A 15,831-nucleotide genomic window follows, 5' to 3' on the forward strand; every position below is an offset into this window, starting at 1 on the left:
GCGCGAACGTTGCGATCATCGTCCAAGAAATGGCAGCCGAGCCGACGGCGGTCAGCGGCGCGGCGGAAGTGAAACCGTGTCCCCCACCACGTCTATCGCCACCTTTCCGCGAAGCGCGTACGCGCTTCTGCCCTCCAGGAGCCCGTGCGCTTCTCCCATCCGGGCCAGCGGCAGGATCGCACCGACGACAGGCCGGACGAGGCTGCGCTCCGCGAGGTCGGTGAGCAGGTCGAGCTTGCCTCGGTTCTGCCGTGTGAAGACGAAGTGATACGCGGCGTTCCGGCCCCATGCTTCAAGCAGATTCTGCGGCTGGGGGATGTCGACGATACTGACAACACGTCCCATGTCCGCGAGCACCAGCGGACTGCGCGTCAGAGTATCGCCGCCGATGGTATCGAACACGACGTCGACGCCCCGGCCGCCCGTCAGCCGCGTTACGGGTTCGACATAATCCTCCGCGCCATGGTCGATCGCGTCGTCGGCGCCGAGCGACCGCACGAACTCGTGATCCGCAGCACGCGCGGTGGTCAGCACGCGGGCGCCGATCGCCTTGGCGACCTGGATCGCGATCGTTCCTACGCCGCCGGCACCGCCGTGTATGAGGACGGTTTCGCCCAAGGCAAGACGCGCGCGCGTCACGAATGCCTCCACGACGGTGCCCCCGACCAGCGTCAGGCTGGCTGCCTCGATATGGCTAAGGTTCGCGGGCTTGCGGCCCACCAGATCGACGTCGACGACGTGCCGTTCCGCATAGGATCCGGGGCCCCCGAAGATCCGGGGCGTGTAATAGACCTCGTCGCCTGCGGCGAACTCCGTCACGTCTGCGCCCGTTTCCTCGACGAGGCCGGAGACATCGTGCCCGATGATTGCAGGCAAGGTTACCAGATCTGCATAGTCGCCGCGACGGATCTGATAGTCGAGCGGATTGACAGCCGACGCATGCACCCGGACGCGTAGCTGCCGCGGGCCGACCGGCGGCACGGGAACGTCGCGCAATTCGAATGCGTCACGCCCACCAAAGCGAGTTAAAACGACGGCCTTCATGGTCTCGGTCATCGGATTATCCTAGAAGAGCGATATTGGGCGCGCACCAAGCGCGCATCCCGGCATGGGGGTCAGACGGTGATGACTGGAAGGCCGGCGAGCCGCCGCGCCTCCATGTCCTCGTGTGCCACGGCAATCCGGTCGAACGGATAACGGGCGATGGGGAGGTCGCCGAACAGGCCGGCTCGAATCGCGTCCCAGAGCTGGGCAGTAGCCGAGACGACGGTTTCGCCCCGGACATATTGCGGCGTGCCGCCGCCCCGGAGTTGGACGGCGCGGGAGCGGAGCTGATCGGCCGCGGGAGGCGCCTGTCCCGACGCGGCGCCGATCGTGGCGATCACGCCGCCATCCCGCACACAAGCGACCGCCAACGGAAAGGTCGCGCGTCCGACGAAGTCGTAGACCACGTCGACGCCGGCGAGTGCGAGCGCGCGGATCCTGTCGGAAAGCGCGGGATCGTCGGCGACGAATGCATGGTCGGCGCCCGCCGCGACCGACGCCAGTTTGCCGGCCGATCCTGCCACGCCGATTACCGTTGCTCCAAGCGACCTCGCCCAGCGCGACAGGATCGACCCGACGCTACCCGATGCCCCGAGCACGAGGGCGACCTCACCCGCCTTCAACGGGTGCAGGGCGTACAATCCCATCCAGGCCGTCAGTCCCTTCGCAAGGAAGATCGCCGCCACCTCGTTAGAGATGTCGGCCGGCAGGCGAACCAGCGCCTCGGCGGGGACGAGCGAAGCGGTGGCGTATGCTCCCTCGACGAAGAAATAAGCGACGCGGTCTCCCGGTGCAAAGCCGATCACCCCAGGGCCGACGGCGTCGACCTCACCCGCCGCTTCGAAGCCCGGCGTGGCGGGAAGCCGCATCGGGTATAGGCCCTTCCGGACCATGACATCGACATAGTTGATGCCGATCGCTGTTTGCACCAGCCGTACCTGCCCGGCGCCGGGCAATCCGACCTCCGTCTCCACCACTCTCAGGACGGCAGGCGTGCCGGTCGTCCGCATCTCGATTTTCCTGGCCATGCTCGGCTCCTCCGGATTTGACCGCTTCATGCGAGGGCGACCGGCCGCATCGTGCCGGCGTGCGGGAACCTGCCGTGGCGATAAGCGGCGTAATATCCCGCCAACTCGTCGCGGGAGCCGGCGATGAAAGGCCCCTGCGCCACGACCTCAATGTTCTGGGGCTGTCCGGCGTACAGCAATATCCGGGCGCCTTTCGCGCCGGCTCGTAGCGCAAGCGTGCTGGAACCGCCGCCGGCGGGACCGGTCCAGCCGACCATGCTCTTCGACAGCGGTTCGCCACCGGCACCGGCCGCCGCCTCACCATCGATCATCACCGTGAAGGCGTTGTAGGCGGCGGGCAGTTCCGGCGCGAAGTTAGCACCCGGCTCCAGCCGGATGTCCGCCAGCGTGACGGGCACCGCATTCTTCGTCGGCGCCGCCGCGTCACCCAGCCGGCCGCTGTAGACCGTCGCCTCGACCCCCGGTTCGACATGGACCGGCATCGCCGCGCGCTGCAGGATTTGCACCCGCGGCGGCATGTTGCGCTGTTCCTCAGGCAGGATCAGCCACAGCTGGAACAATCGCATACCGGTCGACACCATCGCATCCTCCGAATGGACGATGCCGCTGCCCGCCGTCATCCATTCGACGTCGCCTTCCGCCAGCCGGCCGCCGGTGTCCTCCATCGTCCCGTTCAGCATGAAGGTTACGGTTTCCAGCCCGGCATGGGGATGCGCCTCGCCGAAGCGCCCTTCCAGCGTGATGTGATCGTCCGCCATCAGGAAGAACGGGTCGGTGGCGTGGAAATCTCCCGGAGCCACCACCAGCGCCGCCTTGTGCCGTTCGCCATCGAAGCCGGGTCCGAGCGGCGGTATGGTGGTGACGCGATCGATCGATCTGTGAAGCATGGTCCATCCCTTCGAGGTTAAGCTCGACAACCGCCAGCGCAGTTATCGTGCCGGTTCGTGCCTCATCATCTCGAAATGCCCTCGCCACGATCAAGACGGGGATCGAAGAACCCAGCGTTGCTGGACGCGCAACCCGACGATGCGGCTCGCAGCGATGCTTGGTCTTGCCGCGACCCTGTACCTTGCGGTGCTCCTCTTGTTGCGCGCACGGCGGCGCCTTGCCGAGCTACGGACCGAAGTAGGTGCCGGTGCGGCAAGTAAGGAAGAAGCGCCTGCCGCCGGTTCGGGATGGACACAGCCGCGCGTCGTTCCGGCGATCGGAGCGATCATGGCGGCGCTGGCGATCGGGGGCGTCGTGCTGATTTTGGCAGCGTTCGGACGGGCCTGACGCGTACATCAGATTTCGCGGTCGAACTTCTCGTAGAGAAAGTCGACGAGTGCCCGCACCCGTGCGATACCGGCGCGTGCCGGCGGCATGAAAATCTGCAGATCGCCGCCCTCGTGCGGGAAGTCCGGCAGCACCGCCTCGAACTCGCCGCGTGCCAGCGGCTCTTCAACCATGAACATGGGGACGAGCACGATGCCGAGACTCGCGCGCGCCGCGGCCAGCAGCATCTGCCCGTTGTCGGTGCAGAAGCGCGAGTTTATCCGCACGTGCTCCCAGCCGTCTGGTCCCTGTAGTCGCCAGCGGCCGGGATCGAGCGCATACAGGATGGTATCGTGGTCGGCCAGGTCCGCCGGCCGGGCGGGACGCCCCCGCGCATCGAGATAGGCCGGGCTCGCCACCATCGCCCATCGCACCTTGGCCAGTTTGCGCGTGATGAGGATCGAGTCCGGCACGGCACCCGGCCAGATCGCCAGATCATAGGCCTCCGCGATCATATCCACCTGGCGATCGGTGAACCGGACGTCGAACTCGATGCGCGGATAGCGCGCCGCGAACTCGGCAAGGATCGGTGCCAGCAGGAACTCGCCGAAGGCGGCGGGCACCTGGATGCGAAGCTGCCCGAAGATCTCGCTGGTCGACTTGGTGACGACCTCGCGCGCCGACTCCAGCTCCGACAGGCCGGCGGCGGCCCGCTCGTGATACTCGCGGCCGATATCGGTCAGCGTCGTGCCGCGCGGGGTGCGCGTCAGCAACTGGGCACCGAGCACCCCCTCCAGGCGGCTCACGCGGCGGCTGACGATCGATTTGGCGATGCCCAGGCGCGTCGCTGCATTGGCGATGCTCCCCGTCTCCACCACGCGGACGAACGCGATGACATCGAGCAGATCGACCGGCGCGGGTTCCGGCATGCGCAACTCCAGGTTCCTGCCTTGGCGGCTATTGCAACAGGGCACGAGGGGTAAACCAGACGGCGACGCAGCGGAAGACCGCTTACGAACCTCATGGAGGACCCGATGAACCAGCCAGCACTTGCCAGTGCCGCACAGCAACAAGCCACGATCACCCATGCCCGCGCGGCCGTGGTCGAGCAAAAGGATGGACCGTTCATCATGCAGGACATCGCTCTCGAAGCGCCGCGAGCCGACGAAGTTCTAGTTCGCATGGTCGCGACCGGCATCTGCGCAACCGACTCGCATGTCCGCCAACAACTGATGCCGTCGCCGTTGCCCGCCATTCTCGGTCACGAAGGCGCCGGCGTCGTCATGCGGACCGGCGCATCGGTCACCCATCTAAAGCCGGGCGACCATGTCGTGTTGTCCTATCATTCCTGCGGACAGTGCAAGCCGTGCCTGTCCTCTCATGCCGCCTATTGCGAGAAGGTCTGGGAGGCGAATTTTGCGGGGGCGCGGCTGGACGGCACCATCGGCGTCGAGCGACACGGCGCCGACGACCTCCACGCGCATTTCTTCGGACAGTCGTCCTTTGCGACCTATGCGCTGGCACACCAGCGCAACACCGTCAAAGTGCCGGATGATCTCCCGCTGGAGATTATGGGGCCGCTAGGCTGCGGCTTCCAGACGGGCGCGGGTGCGATCCTCAAGGCGATGAAGGTGCCAGTGGGCGCGAGCGTCGCCGTCTTCGGCGTCGGCGCGGTCGGCCTTGCCGCCATCATGGCGGCGAAGGTCGCGGATGCCGCAACCGTCATCGCGATCGACGTGAATGCCGAACGGCTCGAGCTCGCAAGCGAACTCGGCGCGACACACATCGTGAACGTCTCCGAAGAGCCGGATGTGACGGCCGCGATCCGCGCGATCTCGCCACGCGGGGTCGAATTCGTCCTCGACACCAGCGGGCGCGCCGCCAACCTCGATGCCGGTATCGGCGCGCTGGCGCCGATGGGGCATTTCGGCTTCGTCGCCTTCAACGCGCATTCGGGCGCGTTCGTCGACGCATCGCGCCTGACCATCGGGCAGACGCTGCAGGGCATCATCCAGGGCGACGCAATTTCCGCACTGATGATCCCCGAGCTGATCGGCCTCTATCGCACCGGTCGCTTCCCGTTCGACCGCCTCATCACCTTCTACGACTTCGGGGACATCAACCGGGCATTCGACGACGTAGTCGCCGGCCGCGTCATCAAGGCGGTGCTGCGGTTCGACGCCGCGCACGCCTGAGCCACACAGCAGAAAGGAAACAAAGCCATGTGCAACAATCACCAGAAGGCGATCGTCGCCGACGACACGCCAGCGTTCTTCGCGATCGACCGCTACGGCTTTCCCGAAGCGGGCGAGCATCCGGCCGATCCGCCGCACTACTATCCACCCTATTTCAGCAGCGAGAAATTTCAGACCCTCGGCTACCATGTCGAGGAGCTTCGCGACGGCTTCTACTGGGTCACCAGCGGTGGGTACGACGCGGCCTTCGTCGTGACGGAAGACGGCGTGATCGCGATCGACGCACCTCCGACGATCGGCGAAAACATGCTGGCGGCGATCGAGGAGGTCACCGACAAGGCGGTGACACACGTCATCTACAGCCATTGGCACACCGACCATATCGGCGCCGCATCGGTGTTCGGCTCCGGCGTGGAGATCGTCGCGCACGCGATCACCAAGGAATTGCTCGAACGCTTTCCCGACCCGAACCGCCCGATCCCGACTCTGACGTTCGACAAGGATTACACGCTGAACGTCGGCGGCGTGACTCTGGAGTTGTCGTACAAGGGCGAGAACCACTGCCCCGGCAACATCTTCATCTATGCGCCGGCCCATAGAGTGCTGACCGTCATCGACATCATCAGCCCCGGCAGCGCCACCTTCATGCATTGCGATGCGTCGCAGAACATCATGGGCTGGTATCAGGCGCAACAGCAGTTGACGGAGTTCGACTTCGACTTCCTGGTCGCCGGTCACCACATGACTTACGGCACACCCGAGACGGTGAAGGCCTCGATCGAATACTTCGCCGACGTCCTCGACGGCGCACAAGCCGCGGTCGACCGCTTCTCCCGCTCCGACGCGCTGATCGGCATCCTCGACGGTGCGGGCTGGGACAAAGTTTTCGTGGGAACAGAGAACTGGATCAACTCGATGGCGAACTACGCCACGAAGTATGTGCTCGAGAAGCGCAGCAGCAACGGGCAGCTGTGGTCGGAACGGCTGGCCGGGGTGACCACCCAGACGAAATATCACGCCTACACGGTGCTGGAGTCGATCAGGCTCGAGCGCCCGCGGCCGAACTATCGCCTGCGCGGCGAGAACGCGCCGCCCTTCCTGACCTGATCCGCCAAGGCCTCGCGGCAGCCGAAACTACCGCAGGCCGTCTCCTTCCGGACACGCGCCACGGCGCGCGTGCCACGGATCGGCACGCCCGCTCCCCTCCGCAAAGGACGATGCGATGACGAACTCTCCGGCCCGGAACTGGATCAACGGCGCCTTCGCCGCGCCGATGGCGCCTCCCGCAGCGCCCGCTCGATACGGGGGCAGCGAAAGCGATGCAGTCGATCGGTCCGGATGCGCGGACGCCTGACGGAGATATGGAGACGGACGCATGTTGAATCTTACGCTCGGCCACGATCTCACGCTGGGTCTTGGGGCGGCTTTGCTTTCCCCAAGCGGCGCCGACGCAGATGTACCGCCATCAGACGCCCAGGCATGGTTTCGCACTCTGGAGAAGACCACGGGCGGTGCGGCGGTCGCTTGCCGACGTTGGCTTCTGCGACGATAGGGTCGCGTGATGGACTTGCATGGCATCGATCTCAACTTGCTGGTGGCATTCGACGCGTTGATCGCCGAACGAAACGTCACCCGCGCCGGCCTGCGAATTGGCCGCACCCAGCCGGCGATGAGCGCGGCGTTGGGCCGCCTGCGCGATCTGCTCCAGGACGAACTGTTCGTCCGGGGACCCAAAGGCCTGCAGCCTACGCCGCGTGCGCTCGAGCTGGCGGAACCGATTTCGCGCGCGTTGCGCGATATCCAACACACGCTGGTCTTCACGCAGGCGTTCGAGCCGAGCGCTGCGTCGATTACTTTCTCGCTCGGCTTGTCGGGCCATGCCGAAAGCGTCGTGTTGCCGCCGCTGTTGCAGATCCTCGCGGCCCGCGCACCGCTTATCGATCTCCGCGTCCGCGACTACGCTACGCGGGACGAGGCAACGCGGATGCTCGATGCCGGCGAAGTCGACGTGGCAATCGGCCTGCCGCCCGTCGATCGTGGGCGCATTCTGTCCGCCCGCCTGTTTCAGGAACGGTTCGTCTGCATCCTGCGGAGGGACCATCCCGCCGCGAGCCGGGCACTCGACCTTGAACGTTTCCTGTCGCTCCCGCACATCCTCGTCTCGCCGGAGAACGAAGGGCTGGACGTGGCCGATGCGGCGCTCGCCAGCAAGGGTCTGAAGCGTCGGGTGGCGCTGACCATACAGCATATGGCGAGCGCGCCCGCACTGGTCGCCGCCTCCGACATGGTCGCTACGGTTCTTGAAAGTGTCGTACGGCGGTCGGGCTGCGCGGAGCAGCTGAATGTCAGCGACTTCCCGCTGCGCCTGAACCCCGTACCCTTCGTCCTCAACTGGCACCGCCGGAACGACCAACACCCCGCCCAACGTTGGTTCCGCGCCTGCCTGTCCGGTGCTTTCCCCCATGTTTGGCAGAGATCGGAGCAGGTCTGTGCGGATCTCCGACAGCAATATTATTGATTGGGAGCAAGCGACGCCGCCATCCATGCGGTGGATGATGATGCATACTGGATATCGATTTAGATTGATTATTCCCGTCACCTAAATGTCCGGCAACGGCGCGACTTCATGCGCCAATGGCTGGAGCATCATCATCATGACGGACGGTAAGTTTCGTGTCGGCATTATCGGCGCGGACACGCAGGCAAGCTGGGCGGGCGCATCCCACATTCCCGCCCTCGCGGCGCAACCCTCGCTGGTCCTCGCTGGCGTTGCCACACGTCGCGAGGAAAGCGCCAAGGCAGCCGCCGAGGTGTTCGGCGCCGAACGCTGGTATGCCGACCCTTTCAAGCTCATCGAGGACAAGGGGATCGACGTCGTCACCGTCGCCGTGAAGGTGCCGGCGCACCATGATCTGGTGATGGCTGCGCTGGCCGCGGGCAAGGCGGTTTACGCGGAGTCTCCCCTGGGCGCGACGCTCGCAGAAACCGAGGCGATGGCGGCAGCGGGCAGATCTCTTCACACCGCGATCGGATTGCAGGGCCGGCACAATCCCGCGGTCCGCCGCGCGGCCGAACTGGTCGCTTCGGGCAAGCTCGGCCGCCTGTTGTCGGCGCGCGTCGATGCGACGACGTTCGGCTATGGGCCGCAAGTGACGAGCAACTACGACTATTTCAACAAGGCCGCGTCCGGCGCCAGCTTCATGACTATCACCGTCGGCCACGTCCTCGACGTGATCGAAGCCGTGCTCGGCGACATCACGCAGGTTGATGCGCGCACCGCGTTGCACTGGCCGCAGATCGAGGTGGTCGACACCGGCGAAACTTCCACTCGCGAGATCCCCGACCATCTGGACCTGATCGCCGCGACGGCGACCGGCACCCCGGTATCGGTCCAGGTGCTGGCCGGCGTGCCCGCAGACGAAGCGCGGTTCCGCTTCGATATCCGCGGCACGGAAGGACGCCTGACGCTGACCGGCGATCACCTCGCCGGCGTGCAGGTCGGCGATCTCCGCCTGACGGCCTCCGTCGATTTTGCCGCTCCCGACGCGCCCATCGCGACCGGCGTCGGGCCTACAGCGGCCGACTTCTGGGCCGGCGCGGCGATCAATGTCGGCGAGGTCTATGCCTCGCTCGCGCGCGATCTGGTGGCGGGCACCTACCACACGCCCGGCTTCGACCACGCGCTCCATAACAGCCGCCTCGTCGCTGCCGTCGAGCGTGCGGCGCAGTCCGGCGAGCGGCAGTCGATCTGATCCAGGGAGACATGTCATGCGCTTGCGCAAACTTGGCAGCAGTGGGTTGTTCGTGTCCGAACTCTGCTTTGGCGCGATGACCTTCGGCGGCACGGACGGCCTGTGGGGACAGGTCGGCAAATTGGGACAGGAGGATGCCGATGCGCTGGTCGGCGCTGCGCTCGACGCGGGCGTGAACCTGTTCGACACGGCGAATGTCTACGCGCATGGCCGGAGCGAAGAGATTCTCGGCCGCTCGCTGAAAAACATCGGCGTCGCCCGGGATCACCTGATCGTGGCCACGAAGGTGGCCTCGTCGATGGGCGAAGGGCCGAACCAGGGCGGCGCATCGCGCCGACACATCCTTAGCGAATGCCATGCCAGCCTGCGCCGGCTAGCGCTCGACCATATCGACCTCTACCAGGTTCACGCCTTCGATCCCGCGACTCCGGTCGAGGAGACGCTGGAGGCGCTCGACACGCTCGTGCGTGCCGGTGACGTTCGATACATCGGGCTTTCGAACTGGGCCGCCTGGCAGATCATGAAAGCGATCGGCATCGCGCGGGCGCGTAACCTGGCCCCGATCACCTCGCTCCAGGCCTATTACACGCTCGTCGGCCGCGACGCCGAGCGCGAGATCGTGCCGCTGCTGACCGCCGAACAGGTCGGCATGATGGTCTGGAGCCCGCTTGCCGGTGGTTATCTCAGCGGCAAATATGCCGATGGCGGCAATCTTGAAGCGGCACGGCAGACCGAGCTCGACTTTCCACCGATCGATCGCGTCCGTGGAGAACCGCTGATCGGCGTGTTGAAGGAAGTCGCGATCAAGCATGGGCGCCGGCCCGCGCAGATCGCTATAGCATGGCTGCTAAAACAGCCCGTGGTGTCCACCGTCATCATAGGCGCAAAGCGCGTCGAGCAATTGCACGAGAATCTACAGGCAGCGGAGGTCGAACTCGATCCGGACGACATGGGTCGCCTGGGCGCAGCCAGCCGCCTTCCGATAGAGTATCCGGGCTGGCTGCTGAACCGGACGGCGGAGCGAGATATGTGATCAATGTTGCCAGCGTTCACACAGAGCGCACGACGGCAAGGGTTCCGCTAATGGCAACGCCGGGTTTCTCCAACGCCGGCTTCCGCAACGCCTCCACCGCCCTATTCTCCTGATAACAATCATCAGGAGATCGCGACATGCCTGCAGTCCTCGTCCACGGCGTACCCGACACTCACCGGCTCTGGGACACCGTCCGCTCTCATCTTGAGCGCAACGACATTATCACGGTCGATCTCCCCGGCTTTGGCAATCCGTTGCCGTCGGACTTCAGGTCAACAAAGGAAGAGTATCTCGACTGGCTTATCAACCGGATCGATGAGATCGGCGAACCCGTAGATCTGGTCGGTCATGACTGGGGATGCCTGCTGACAGGCCGTCTCACGTCAATCCGACCGGATCTGGTGCGGACCTGGACCGGCATCAGCGGACCCATCGATCCAGAATACCCATGGCACTATCTCGCCAAGATCTGGCAGACGCCAGGTGAGGGCGAGCAATGGATGAAGGATCTCGACCTCGAGGAATTTGCGGCGAAACTCGTCGAGGCACAGATGCCGAAAGATGCGGCGGATGAATCGGTTCGGCATCTCGATGCCACTATGCGGACAAGCATTCTCGCACTTTACCGTTCCGCAATCGAGGTCGGGGCGGAGTGGAAACCGGGTTTGAGCGGCATAACCGCGCCAGCGCTGGTGATCTGGGGTCTGGACGATCCGTTTCTGCCGCACCGCTTCGCCGACGAGCTCGGCAATGCCACACACGCACGCGCCGTCGTGAAGCTGCGCGCCTCGCATTGGCCGATGATAGAGCGTCCGGCCGATGTCGCGCGCGAACTCGAGGCCCATTGGACTCAAGCTTAATTCCCTGCGCGTGCGTGGGCTCAAATCCACGCAGGCGCAACGCGAACGGCAATGCCTGGTCACTCGCTATGCGCCCGAGCATTTGTCCGGAACGAAACCATGGTGAAGCAGCACGGCGCGCCTTGCCCGGGCTCCACCAGACAGGAGCGCGCCTACATGACCAATTCAGCAAACACCCGGATCGGCGTCGGCATCGTCGGCGCCAGTGCCGATCGAGGCTGGGGCGGAATCGCTCACGTCCCGGCGCTGCGGGCGCTCGATGCGTTCCAGATCCGCGCCGTCAGCACGACTCGTATGGAGAGCGCGAACGCGACCGCCAGCCGACTGGGCGCCGATCTCGCCTTTGACACACATCAGGCGCTGGTCCTGCGGCCGGAGGTCGACCTGGTGGTGGTTGCGGTTAAGGTGCCGGAGCACAAGCAGATCGTTTCCGATGCGCTCGCCGCGGGCAAGATGGTCTATTGCGAATGGCCGCTCGCGCGAAACCTATCGGAAGCCGAAGCGCTGGAGGGGCTTGCCCGCGAACGGCGGCTGCGCACGGTCATCGGGTTGCAGGGCGGCCTGCACCCGCCGATCCGCTACCTTCACGACCTCGTCCGGCAGGGCGTGATCGGCCTGCCGCTCAGCACGAGCGTCCGAGCGCATCTGAACGAAGACATGTGGGTCGGCCGATATGACCCGCCATTCGAATACATGGCTCGCGCCGAGAATGGCGCCACGCTTCAAAGCATCATGCTCGGCCACGCGCTCCAACCGCTCGCGCACGTACTCGGCGCATTCGAGAGCCTGTCCGCCGTCGTCGCCAATCAGCGCGGCGACGGCGTCCGCCTCTCGGATGGCACGTCCCTCCCGAAGGACGCGCCGGACGAGATCGTCGTCGCCGGCGTTCTCGAAGGCGGGATCGTCACTTCGCTGCACTTCAGCGCCGGGCAGCCCGCCGGCTCGGCGATGGTGTGGGAGATCCAGGGCACGGGAGGCAGTCTGCACGTTGAGACGGCGTCGGGCTACATCCACTTCGGCGATGTGACCATCACGTTGCGCGACAGCGAGCCTGTCCAGCAGCTACAGGTCCCGCCCGCATATGCGGCTCCCGACCTGCAACTCGAAGCGCCCGCGGCGGGCGTCGCCCGCCTCTACGCCCAGCTCGCTGCCGACCTCCGCGACGGAACCGCAGATGCGCCGGACTTCGCGGTCGCGCTCGATCGTCACCGGGTGCTCGAGGCGATCACAGAGGCCGCTGAAACGGGGCATCGCCAGCATCTGTCCCCCTCAGCGGAGTCAACTCCGATCCCTGAAACCCAGGAAGCGCCCTGATCCGCCCCGCCGTCGCCCATCTACGCGCCTGCACTCGCCTGCTGACCGACGATTGCGGGAGATCAAGCGCGGCAGCAGCCTGGCGAAAGCTGCCGGTTTCGGCAGCGGCAAGTGCGCAACGCAAATTGCGCAGGTCGAGCGTCATATTGGGCACAATCAGCTTCCGACAGGGTTGGTCAAAGAAAAGGGATGAAGGGCTTCGAAAAGGCCCATCTCCCTCTAATCCTTGTTCTTTCATCGACAGATCGAGCTACTGCGCATTCTTGATGAAGGTCTTGGTCAGACGACGAGTCAGCCGAACTTGACGAGGTTCAGCGCCGGCAGGGGCCCACCGGGAAATTGTACGAGTTGACCGCCAATTGAAATCGAGCCGAGATCGATGTCGAAAAAGCCGATCCTGTCGATGATGACGGCCACTTCAGCCTTGGCCCGCTGATCGTCACCCGAATAAAAGAGGACGCGCCTGCCGCCTTCCGATTTGCGGATCGCCCGACAATTGGGCGGGGGTGAGATGGTTGAACGCCTTCACGACCCGCGCACCGGGAACGATGTCCGCGAATACATCTGACGAGATGCGGCCACCCAGATCCACCGGGCGATAGAGCGGCGCCTCAACGGGGTTATTGGCATCGATCACGACCCTGCCGCCGAAATCCAGATCCGCGAGCGCGCCGGGAATTTTCGACCACTGGACAGCCACAAGAACGATGTCCTGTGCTGCCGCTTCCTTGACCGTTCCAGCCCGAATTGACCCTCCGAACGTCGAGACGAGCTCCGCAATGCTGTCAGGTCCGCGGCTGTTCGCGATGACGGCCTCAATGCCTGCCTTGCCTAACGCCTTCGCGAACGCACCGCCGAAGTTGCCTGCGCCGATAATACCAACCGTCATGAGCCAGTCCTTCAACCACGTGTTTCCGTTGACCAGAGAATGGACCCTGCATAGGCATATCAACAGTCGTAGATGGATTGTTTGAGTTTCAATTCTCGCTTGAAGGTTGATTCACATGGAGACACTCGCCAACCTGGAAGCGTTCGTCCGTAGCGCGGAGGCAAACAGCTTCTCGGGCGCGGCTCGCCGACTCTCCCTCACGCCGGCGGCAGTCAGCCGGAACGTCGGCATGCTCGAACGAAATCTGGGCGTGCGGCTATTCCATCGCTCGACACGCAAATTGGCCCTGACGGAAGAGGGTGAAGCCTTCCTGCAAAGCATCGGCGACAGCCTTGCCGATCTTCAGAGCGCAATCGACGGCGCCTCGCAGGTCAAGGGCGAGCCAGTCGGCGTCCTGAAAGTGAGCATGAGCCTCTCCTTCGCCATGGGCTACGTGCTTCCCGCGTTGCCAGAATTTCTCAGCAGGTATCCGGGCATCCGGCCCGATTGGCATTTCGACAGCCGCCAAGTCGACCTGGTTGCGGAAGGCTTCGACGTCGCGATCGGCGGAGGCTTTGATCTAAATCCTGGAATTGTTGCCAAGGCACTAGCGCCCGTTCACGTCGTCGCCGTCTGCGCGCCCAGCTATTTCGGCAGAAGAGCTCTACCGACGAGCCCGGCGGATCTCGCTGAATACGATGGGATTCTCATGCGCTTCTCGACATCGGGTCGCATCCGGCAATGGATGATGCGGAATGCTCAGGGTGATGAGGAGCGCGCGCTGTTGAAGGAGACAATCGTTATGAGCGATTCCGCCCCGATGATCCAAGCGGCCCTTGCGGGGCTTGGTATCGCAATGGTGGCTATGCCGGACGCGCTTCCGCATCTGGAGAGCGGCGCGCTGAAACGCATCCTACCGAAATGGTATGCAGATGCGGGATCAATATCGCTCTACTACTCAGGTCGCGCCTTACAACCGCTCAAGACTAGAGCATTCATCGACTTTTTCACGGAGCACTTTCGTCGAGAGCGCATCAGCGCACGGTTCGCTGGAAGCCTCAAATAAGCGAGCGCACTCCATTGCCCTGACTATTGTCTCAGGAAAAGATGGGCACCTCCACTGTCTCTTTCCAAACAGGCGCCGAAAGGTCCGATGCTGATGGAGCGGAGCGAGGTGCCCAATAGGGATGTATGCGCGGGGTTCTGTTAGCCCATAGCCCTTAGGGTGCCGTTGATCATACCTTGGCATCAGCCTTTGGGCGAACACAGGAGATTTTGACTGAGGTGGCTGCGAGCGCCGGGAATCTCACCCGGTTTCGCGATAGAACGATCGCAGCCCCTCCCTGTAATGGGCTAGGTTTTAGGTAAGCGTACCTCCATCAACCGTCAGGATGGTGCCCGTTATCTGGCGCGCGGCATTCGACGCGAGAAATGCGACCGCCGCTGCCACGTCCTCCGGCTCGCCATACCGCCCCAGTGGGATCAGCGCCCGCTGGAAATCACCGAACTCGCCTTCGGCCGGGTTCATTTCCGTATTCGTTGAACCAGGCTGCACCAGATTGACGGTGATATCACGAGGACCCAGTTCGCGCGCCAAACCTCGCGTAAATGACTGGAGGGCGGATTTCGTCATCGAGTAAACCGTCGATGGCCCGACAATTCGCTCGGCGCCGGCGGACCCGATCGTGATAATGCGCCCCCCGGCAGTGAGGTGGGGCATGGCCGCCTGAGATGCCAGGATGGGGGACCGCGCATTGACGGCAAAGAGCGCGTCGATCTCGTCGACTGTGAAGTCCGCCACGTCCTTGTAGGTAGCGATCGCGGCGTTGTTGACGAGGATATCAAGACCGCCAAGGGCGCTCACCGCCTCGTCCACCGAGCGCTTGATTGCAATCGGATCTGCGCTATCGGCTTGGATTGCAACGGCGGCACGGCCCTTCCTCTTTATCAATTCCACCACTTCTGCCGCACGGCCGGCGGAATGCGAGTAGGTGATGGCAACGTCTGCGCCTTTTTCCGCCAGCGCAACTGCGATAGCCGCACCAATCCCGCGTGACCCTCCGGTCACCAGTGCGCGTTTTCCAGTCAGCTCGGTCATCGAATATTCCTTCCTCAGTATTTGCGCGACGTGCGCGCTGCCATGGCGATTTTCGCCGATCATCACGCGATCGATGTTGGCGCCGCACCCTGAAGATGGACGGGATACCGCTTCACAATAAGCGGGAAATCAATTGATTTATCTTCAACGGATCGTTTGCAATAGGTAGGAGTGTCGGCCCGCGACCGCTTGCCATATCCGCCTCGGTTACCGGCAGCGTCTCGCCAGAAGCTGCCAGTCTGCTTCCACTCAATAGCGGCGCCCGGCCGCTGCCTGGACGAACGGCCGCTTTCGGGATCGTCGGCAGTTCGGTTGATCGGCCGAAATTGGGGCGCAAAACAGGCCCGCGCTGCGGATAATTTCGATCTCAATCGATCGATCAATT

At 64.2% G+C, this 15,831-nt stretch carries 17 protein-coding genes; 9 read left to right on the forward strand and 8 right to left on the reverse strand.

Going from position 1 to position 15,831, the window contains the following annotated elements; all coding sequences use genetic code 11:
• Window positions 1–51: 51 nt before the first annotated feature.
• From OK349_RS04105 to OK349_RS04115, 3 genes are read right to left on the reverse strand one after another with little or no spacing between them, the layout of a single operon-like run.
• Window positions 52–1,056: a zinc-dependent alcohol dehydrogenase family protein gene (locus OK349_RS04105; protein WP_265116547.1), complete on the reverse strand. Its 1,005-nt coding sequence runs from the start codon at window positions 1,054–1,056 to the stop codon at window positions 52–54.
• Window positions 1,057–1,115: 59 nt separating this feature from the next.
• Window positions 1,116–2,072 (reverse strand): zinc-binding dehydrogenase, encoded by a 957-nt coding sequence (locus OK349_RS04110; protein ID WP_265116548.1) that lies wholly within the window; start codon window positions 2,070–2,072, stop codon window positions 1,116–1,118.
• Between the two features lie 26 nt (window positions 2,073–2,098).
• Window positions 2,099–2,959 carry a pirin family protein gene (locus OK349_RS04115; protein WP_265116549.1) on the reverse strand — a complete coding sequence of 287 codons (861 nt, stop codon included), beginning with the start codon at window positions 2,957–2,959 and terminating at the stop codon, window positions 2,099–2,101.
• Here OK349_RS04115 and OK349_RS04120 point away from each other — a divergent pair.
• Window positions 2,958–3,347: a hypothetical protein gene (locus tag OK349_RS04120; RefSeq protein ID WP_265116550.1), complete on the forward strand. Its 390-nt coding sequence runs from the start codon at window positions 2,958–2,960 to the stop codon at window positions 3,345–3,347. The genes OK349_RS04115 and OK349_RS04120 overlap by 2 nt on opposite strands.
• Before the next feature lie 8 nt (window positions 3,348–3,355).
• Here the strand turns inward: OK349_RS04120 and OK349_RS04125 are convergent, their stop codons facing one another.
• Window positions 3,356–4,255, reverse strand: a complete 900-nt coding sequence (locus OK349_RS04125; protein ID WP_265116551.1) for a LysR family transcriptional regulator — start codon at window positions 4,253–4,255, stop codon at window positions 3,356–3,358.
• Window positions 4,256–4,360: 105 nt separating this feature from the next.
• Between OK349_RS04125 and OK349_RS04130 the strand changes: the two genes are divergently transcribed.
• The 7 genes from OK349_RS04130 (at window position 4,361) to OK349_RS04160 (ending at window position 12,480) form a co-directional block, all read left to right on the forward strand.
• The gene (locus OK349_RS04130; RefSeq protein ID WP_265116552.1) at window positions 4,361–5,521 is read left to right on the forward strand and encodes an NAD(P)-dependent alcohol dehydrogenase; all 1,161 of its coding nucleotides are present in this window, start codon (window positions 4,361–4,363) and stop codon (window positions 5,519–5,521) included.
• A gap of 27 nt (window positions 5,522–5,548) precedes the next feature.
• Entirely contained in the window at window positions 5,549–6,628 is a 1,080-nt protein-coding gene (locus tag OK349_RS04135; protein WP_265116553.1) for an MBL fold metallo-hydrolase, read from the forward strand.
• Window positions 6,629–7,082: 454 nt separating this feature from the next.
• The gene (locus OK349_RS04140; protein ID WP_265116554.1) at window positions 7,083–8,039 is read left to right on the forward strand and encodes a LysR family transcriptional regulator; all 957 of its coding nucleotides are present in this window, start codon (window positions 7,083–7,085) and stop codon (window positions 8,037–8,039) included.
• Window positions 8,040–8,124: 85 nt separating this feature from the next.
• Window positions 8,125–9,273, forward strand: coding sequence for a Gfo/Idh/MocA family protein (locus OK349_RS04145; RefSeq protein WP_265116555.1), 1,149 nt, complete (start codon window positions 8,125–8,127; stop codon window positions 9,271–9,273).
• A gap of 16 nt (window positions 9,274–9,289) precedes the next feature.
• On the forward strand, window positions 9,290–10,306 hold the full coding sequence (locus OK349_RS04150; protein WP_265116556.1) for an aldo/keto reductase: 1,017 nt from the start codon (window positions 9,290–9,292) through the stop codon (window positions 10,304–10,306).
• 137 nt (window positions 10,307–10,443) lie between these two features.
• Entirely contained in the window at window positions 10,444–11,166 is a 723-nt protein-coding gene (locus OK349_RS04155) for an alpha/beta fold hydrolase (protein WP_265116557.1), read from the forward strand.
• 156 nt (window positions 11,167–11,322) lie between these two features.
• A complete protein-coding gene (locus OK349_RS04160; protein ID WP_265116558.1) occupies window positions 11,323–12,480 on the forward strand; it encodes a Gfo/Idh/MocA family protein in 1,158 nt (385 codons plus the stop codon).
• Here the strand turns inward: OK349_RS04160 and OK349_RS04165 are convergent.
• Genes OK349_RS04165 through OK349_RS04175 form a run of 3 tightly spaced genes read right to left on the reverse strand, consistent with a single transcriptional unit; the run spans window position 12,392 to window position 13,384 of the window.
• The gene (locus OK349_RS04165) at window positions 12,392–12,718 is read right to left on the reverse strand and encodes a LysR family transcriptional regulator (protein ID WP_306310657.1); all 327 of its coding nucleotides are present in this window, start codon (window positions 12,716–12,718) and stop codon (window positions 12,392–12,394) included. The two genes, OK349_RS04160 and OK349_RS04165, sit on opposite strands and share 89 nt — an antisense overlap.
• Window positions 12,719–12,771: 53 nt before the next feature.
• Entirely contained in the window at window positions 12,772–12,897 is a 126-nt protein-coding gene (locus OK349_RS04170) for a hypothetical protein (RefSeq protein ID WP_265116560.1), read from the reverse strand.
• A 22-nt stretch (window positions 12,898–12,919) separates the two neighbouring features.
• Complete coding sequence (locus tag OK349_RS04175; protein WP_265116561.1) at window positions 12,920–13,384, reverse strand: NADPH-dependent F420 reductase; 465 nt, start codon at window positions 13,382–13,384, stop codon at window positions 12,920–12,922.
• A 100-nt stretch (window positions 13,385–13,484) separates the two neighbouring features.
• Here OK349_RS04175 and OK349_RS04180 point away from each other — a divergent pair, with 100 nt between their 5' ends.
• The gene (locus OK349_RS04180) at window positions 13,485–14,414 is read left to right on the forward strand and encodes a LysR family transcriptional regulator (RefSeq protein WP_265116562.1); all 930 of its coding nucleotides are present in this window, start codon (window positions 13,485–13,487) and stop codon (window positions 14,412–14,414) included.
• Window positions 14,415–14,708: 294 nt separating this feature from the next.
• On the opposite strand, the gene OK349_RS04185 is transcribed toward OK349_RS04180, so the two are convergent.
• On the reverse strand, window positions 14,709–15,509 hold the full coding sequence (locus tag OK349_RS04185; RefSeq protein ID WP_265118534.1) for an SDR family NAD(P)-dependent oxidoreductase: 801 nt from the start codon (window positions 15,507–15,509) through the stop codon (window positions 14,709–14,711).
• Between the last annotated feature and the right edge of the window lie 322 nt (window positions 15,510–15,831).

It is taken from the genome of Sphingomonas sp. BT-65 (assembly GCF_026107375.2).
Lineage (GTDB): Bacteria > Pseudomonadota > Alphaproteobacteria > Sphingomonadales > Sphingomonadaceae > Sphingomonas.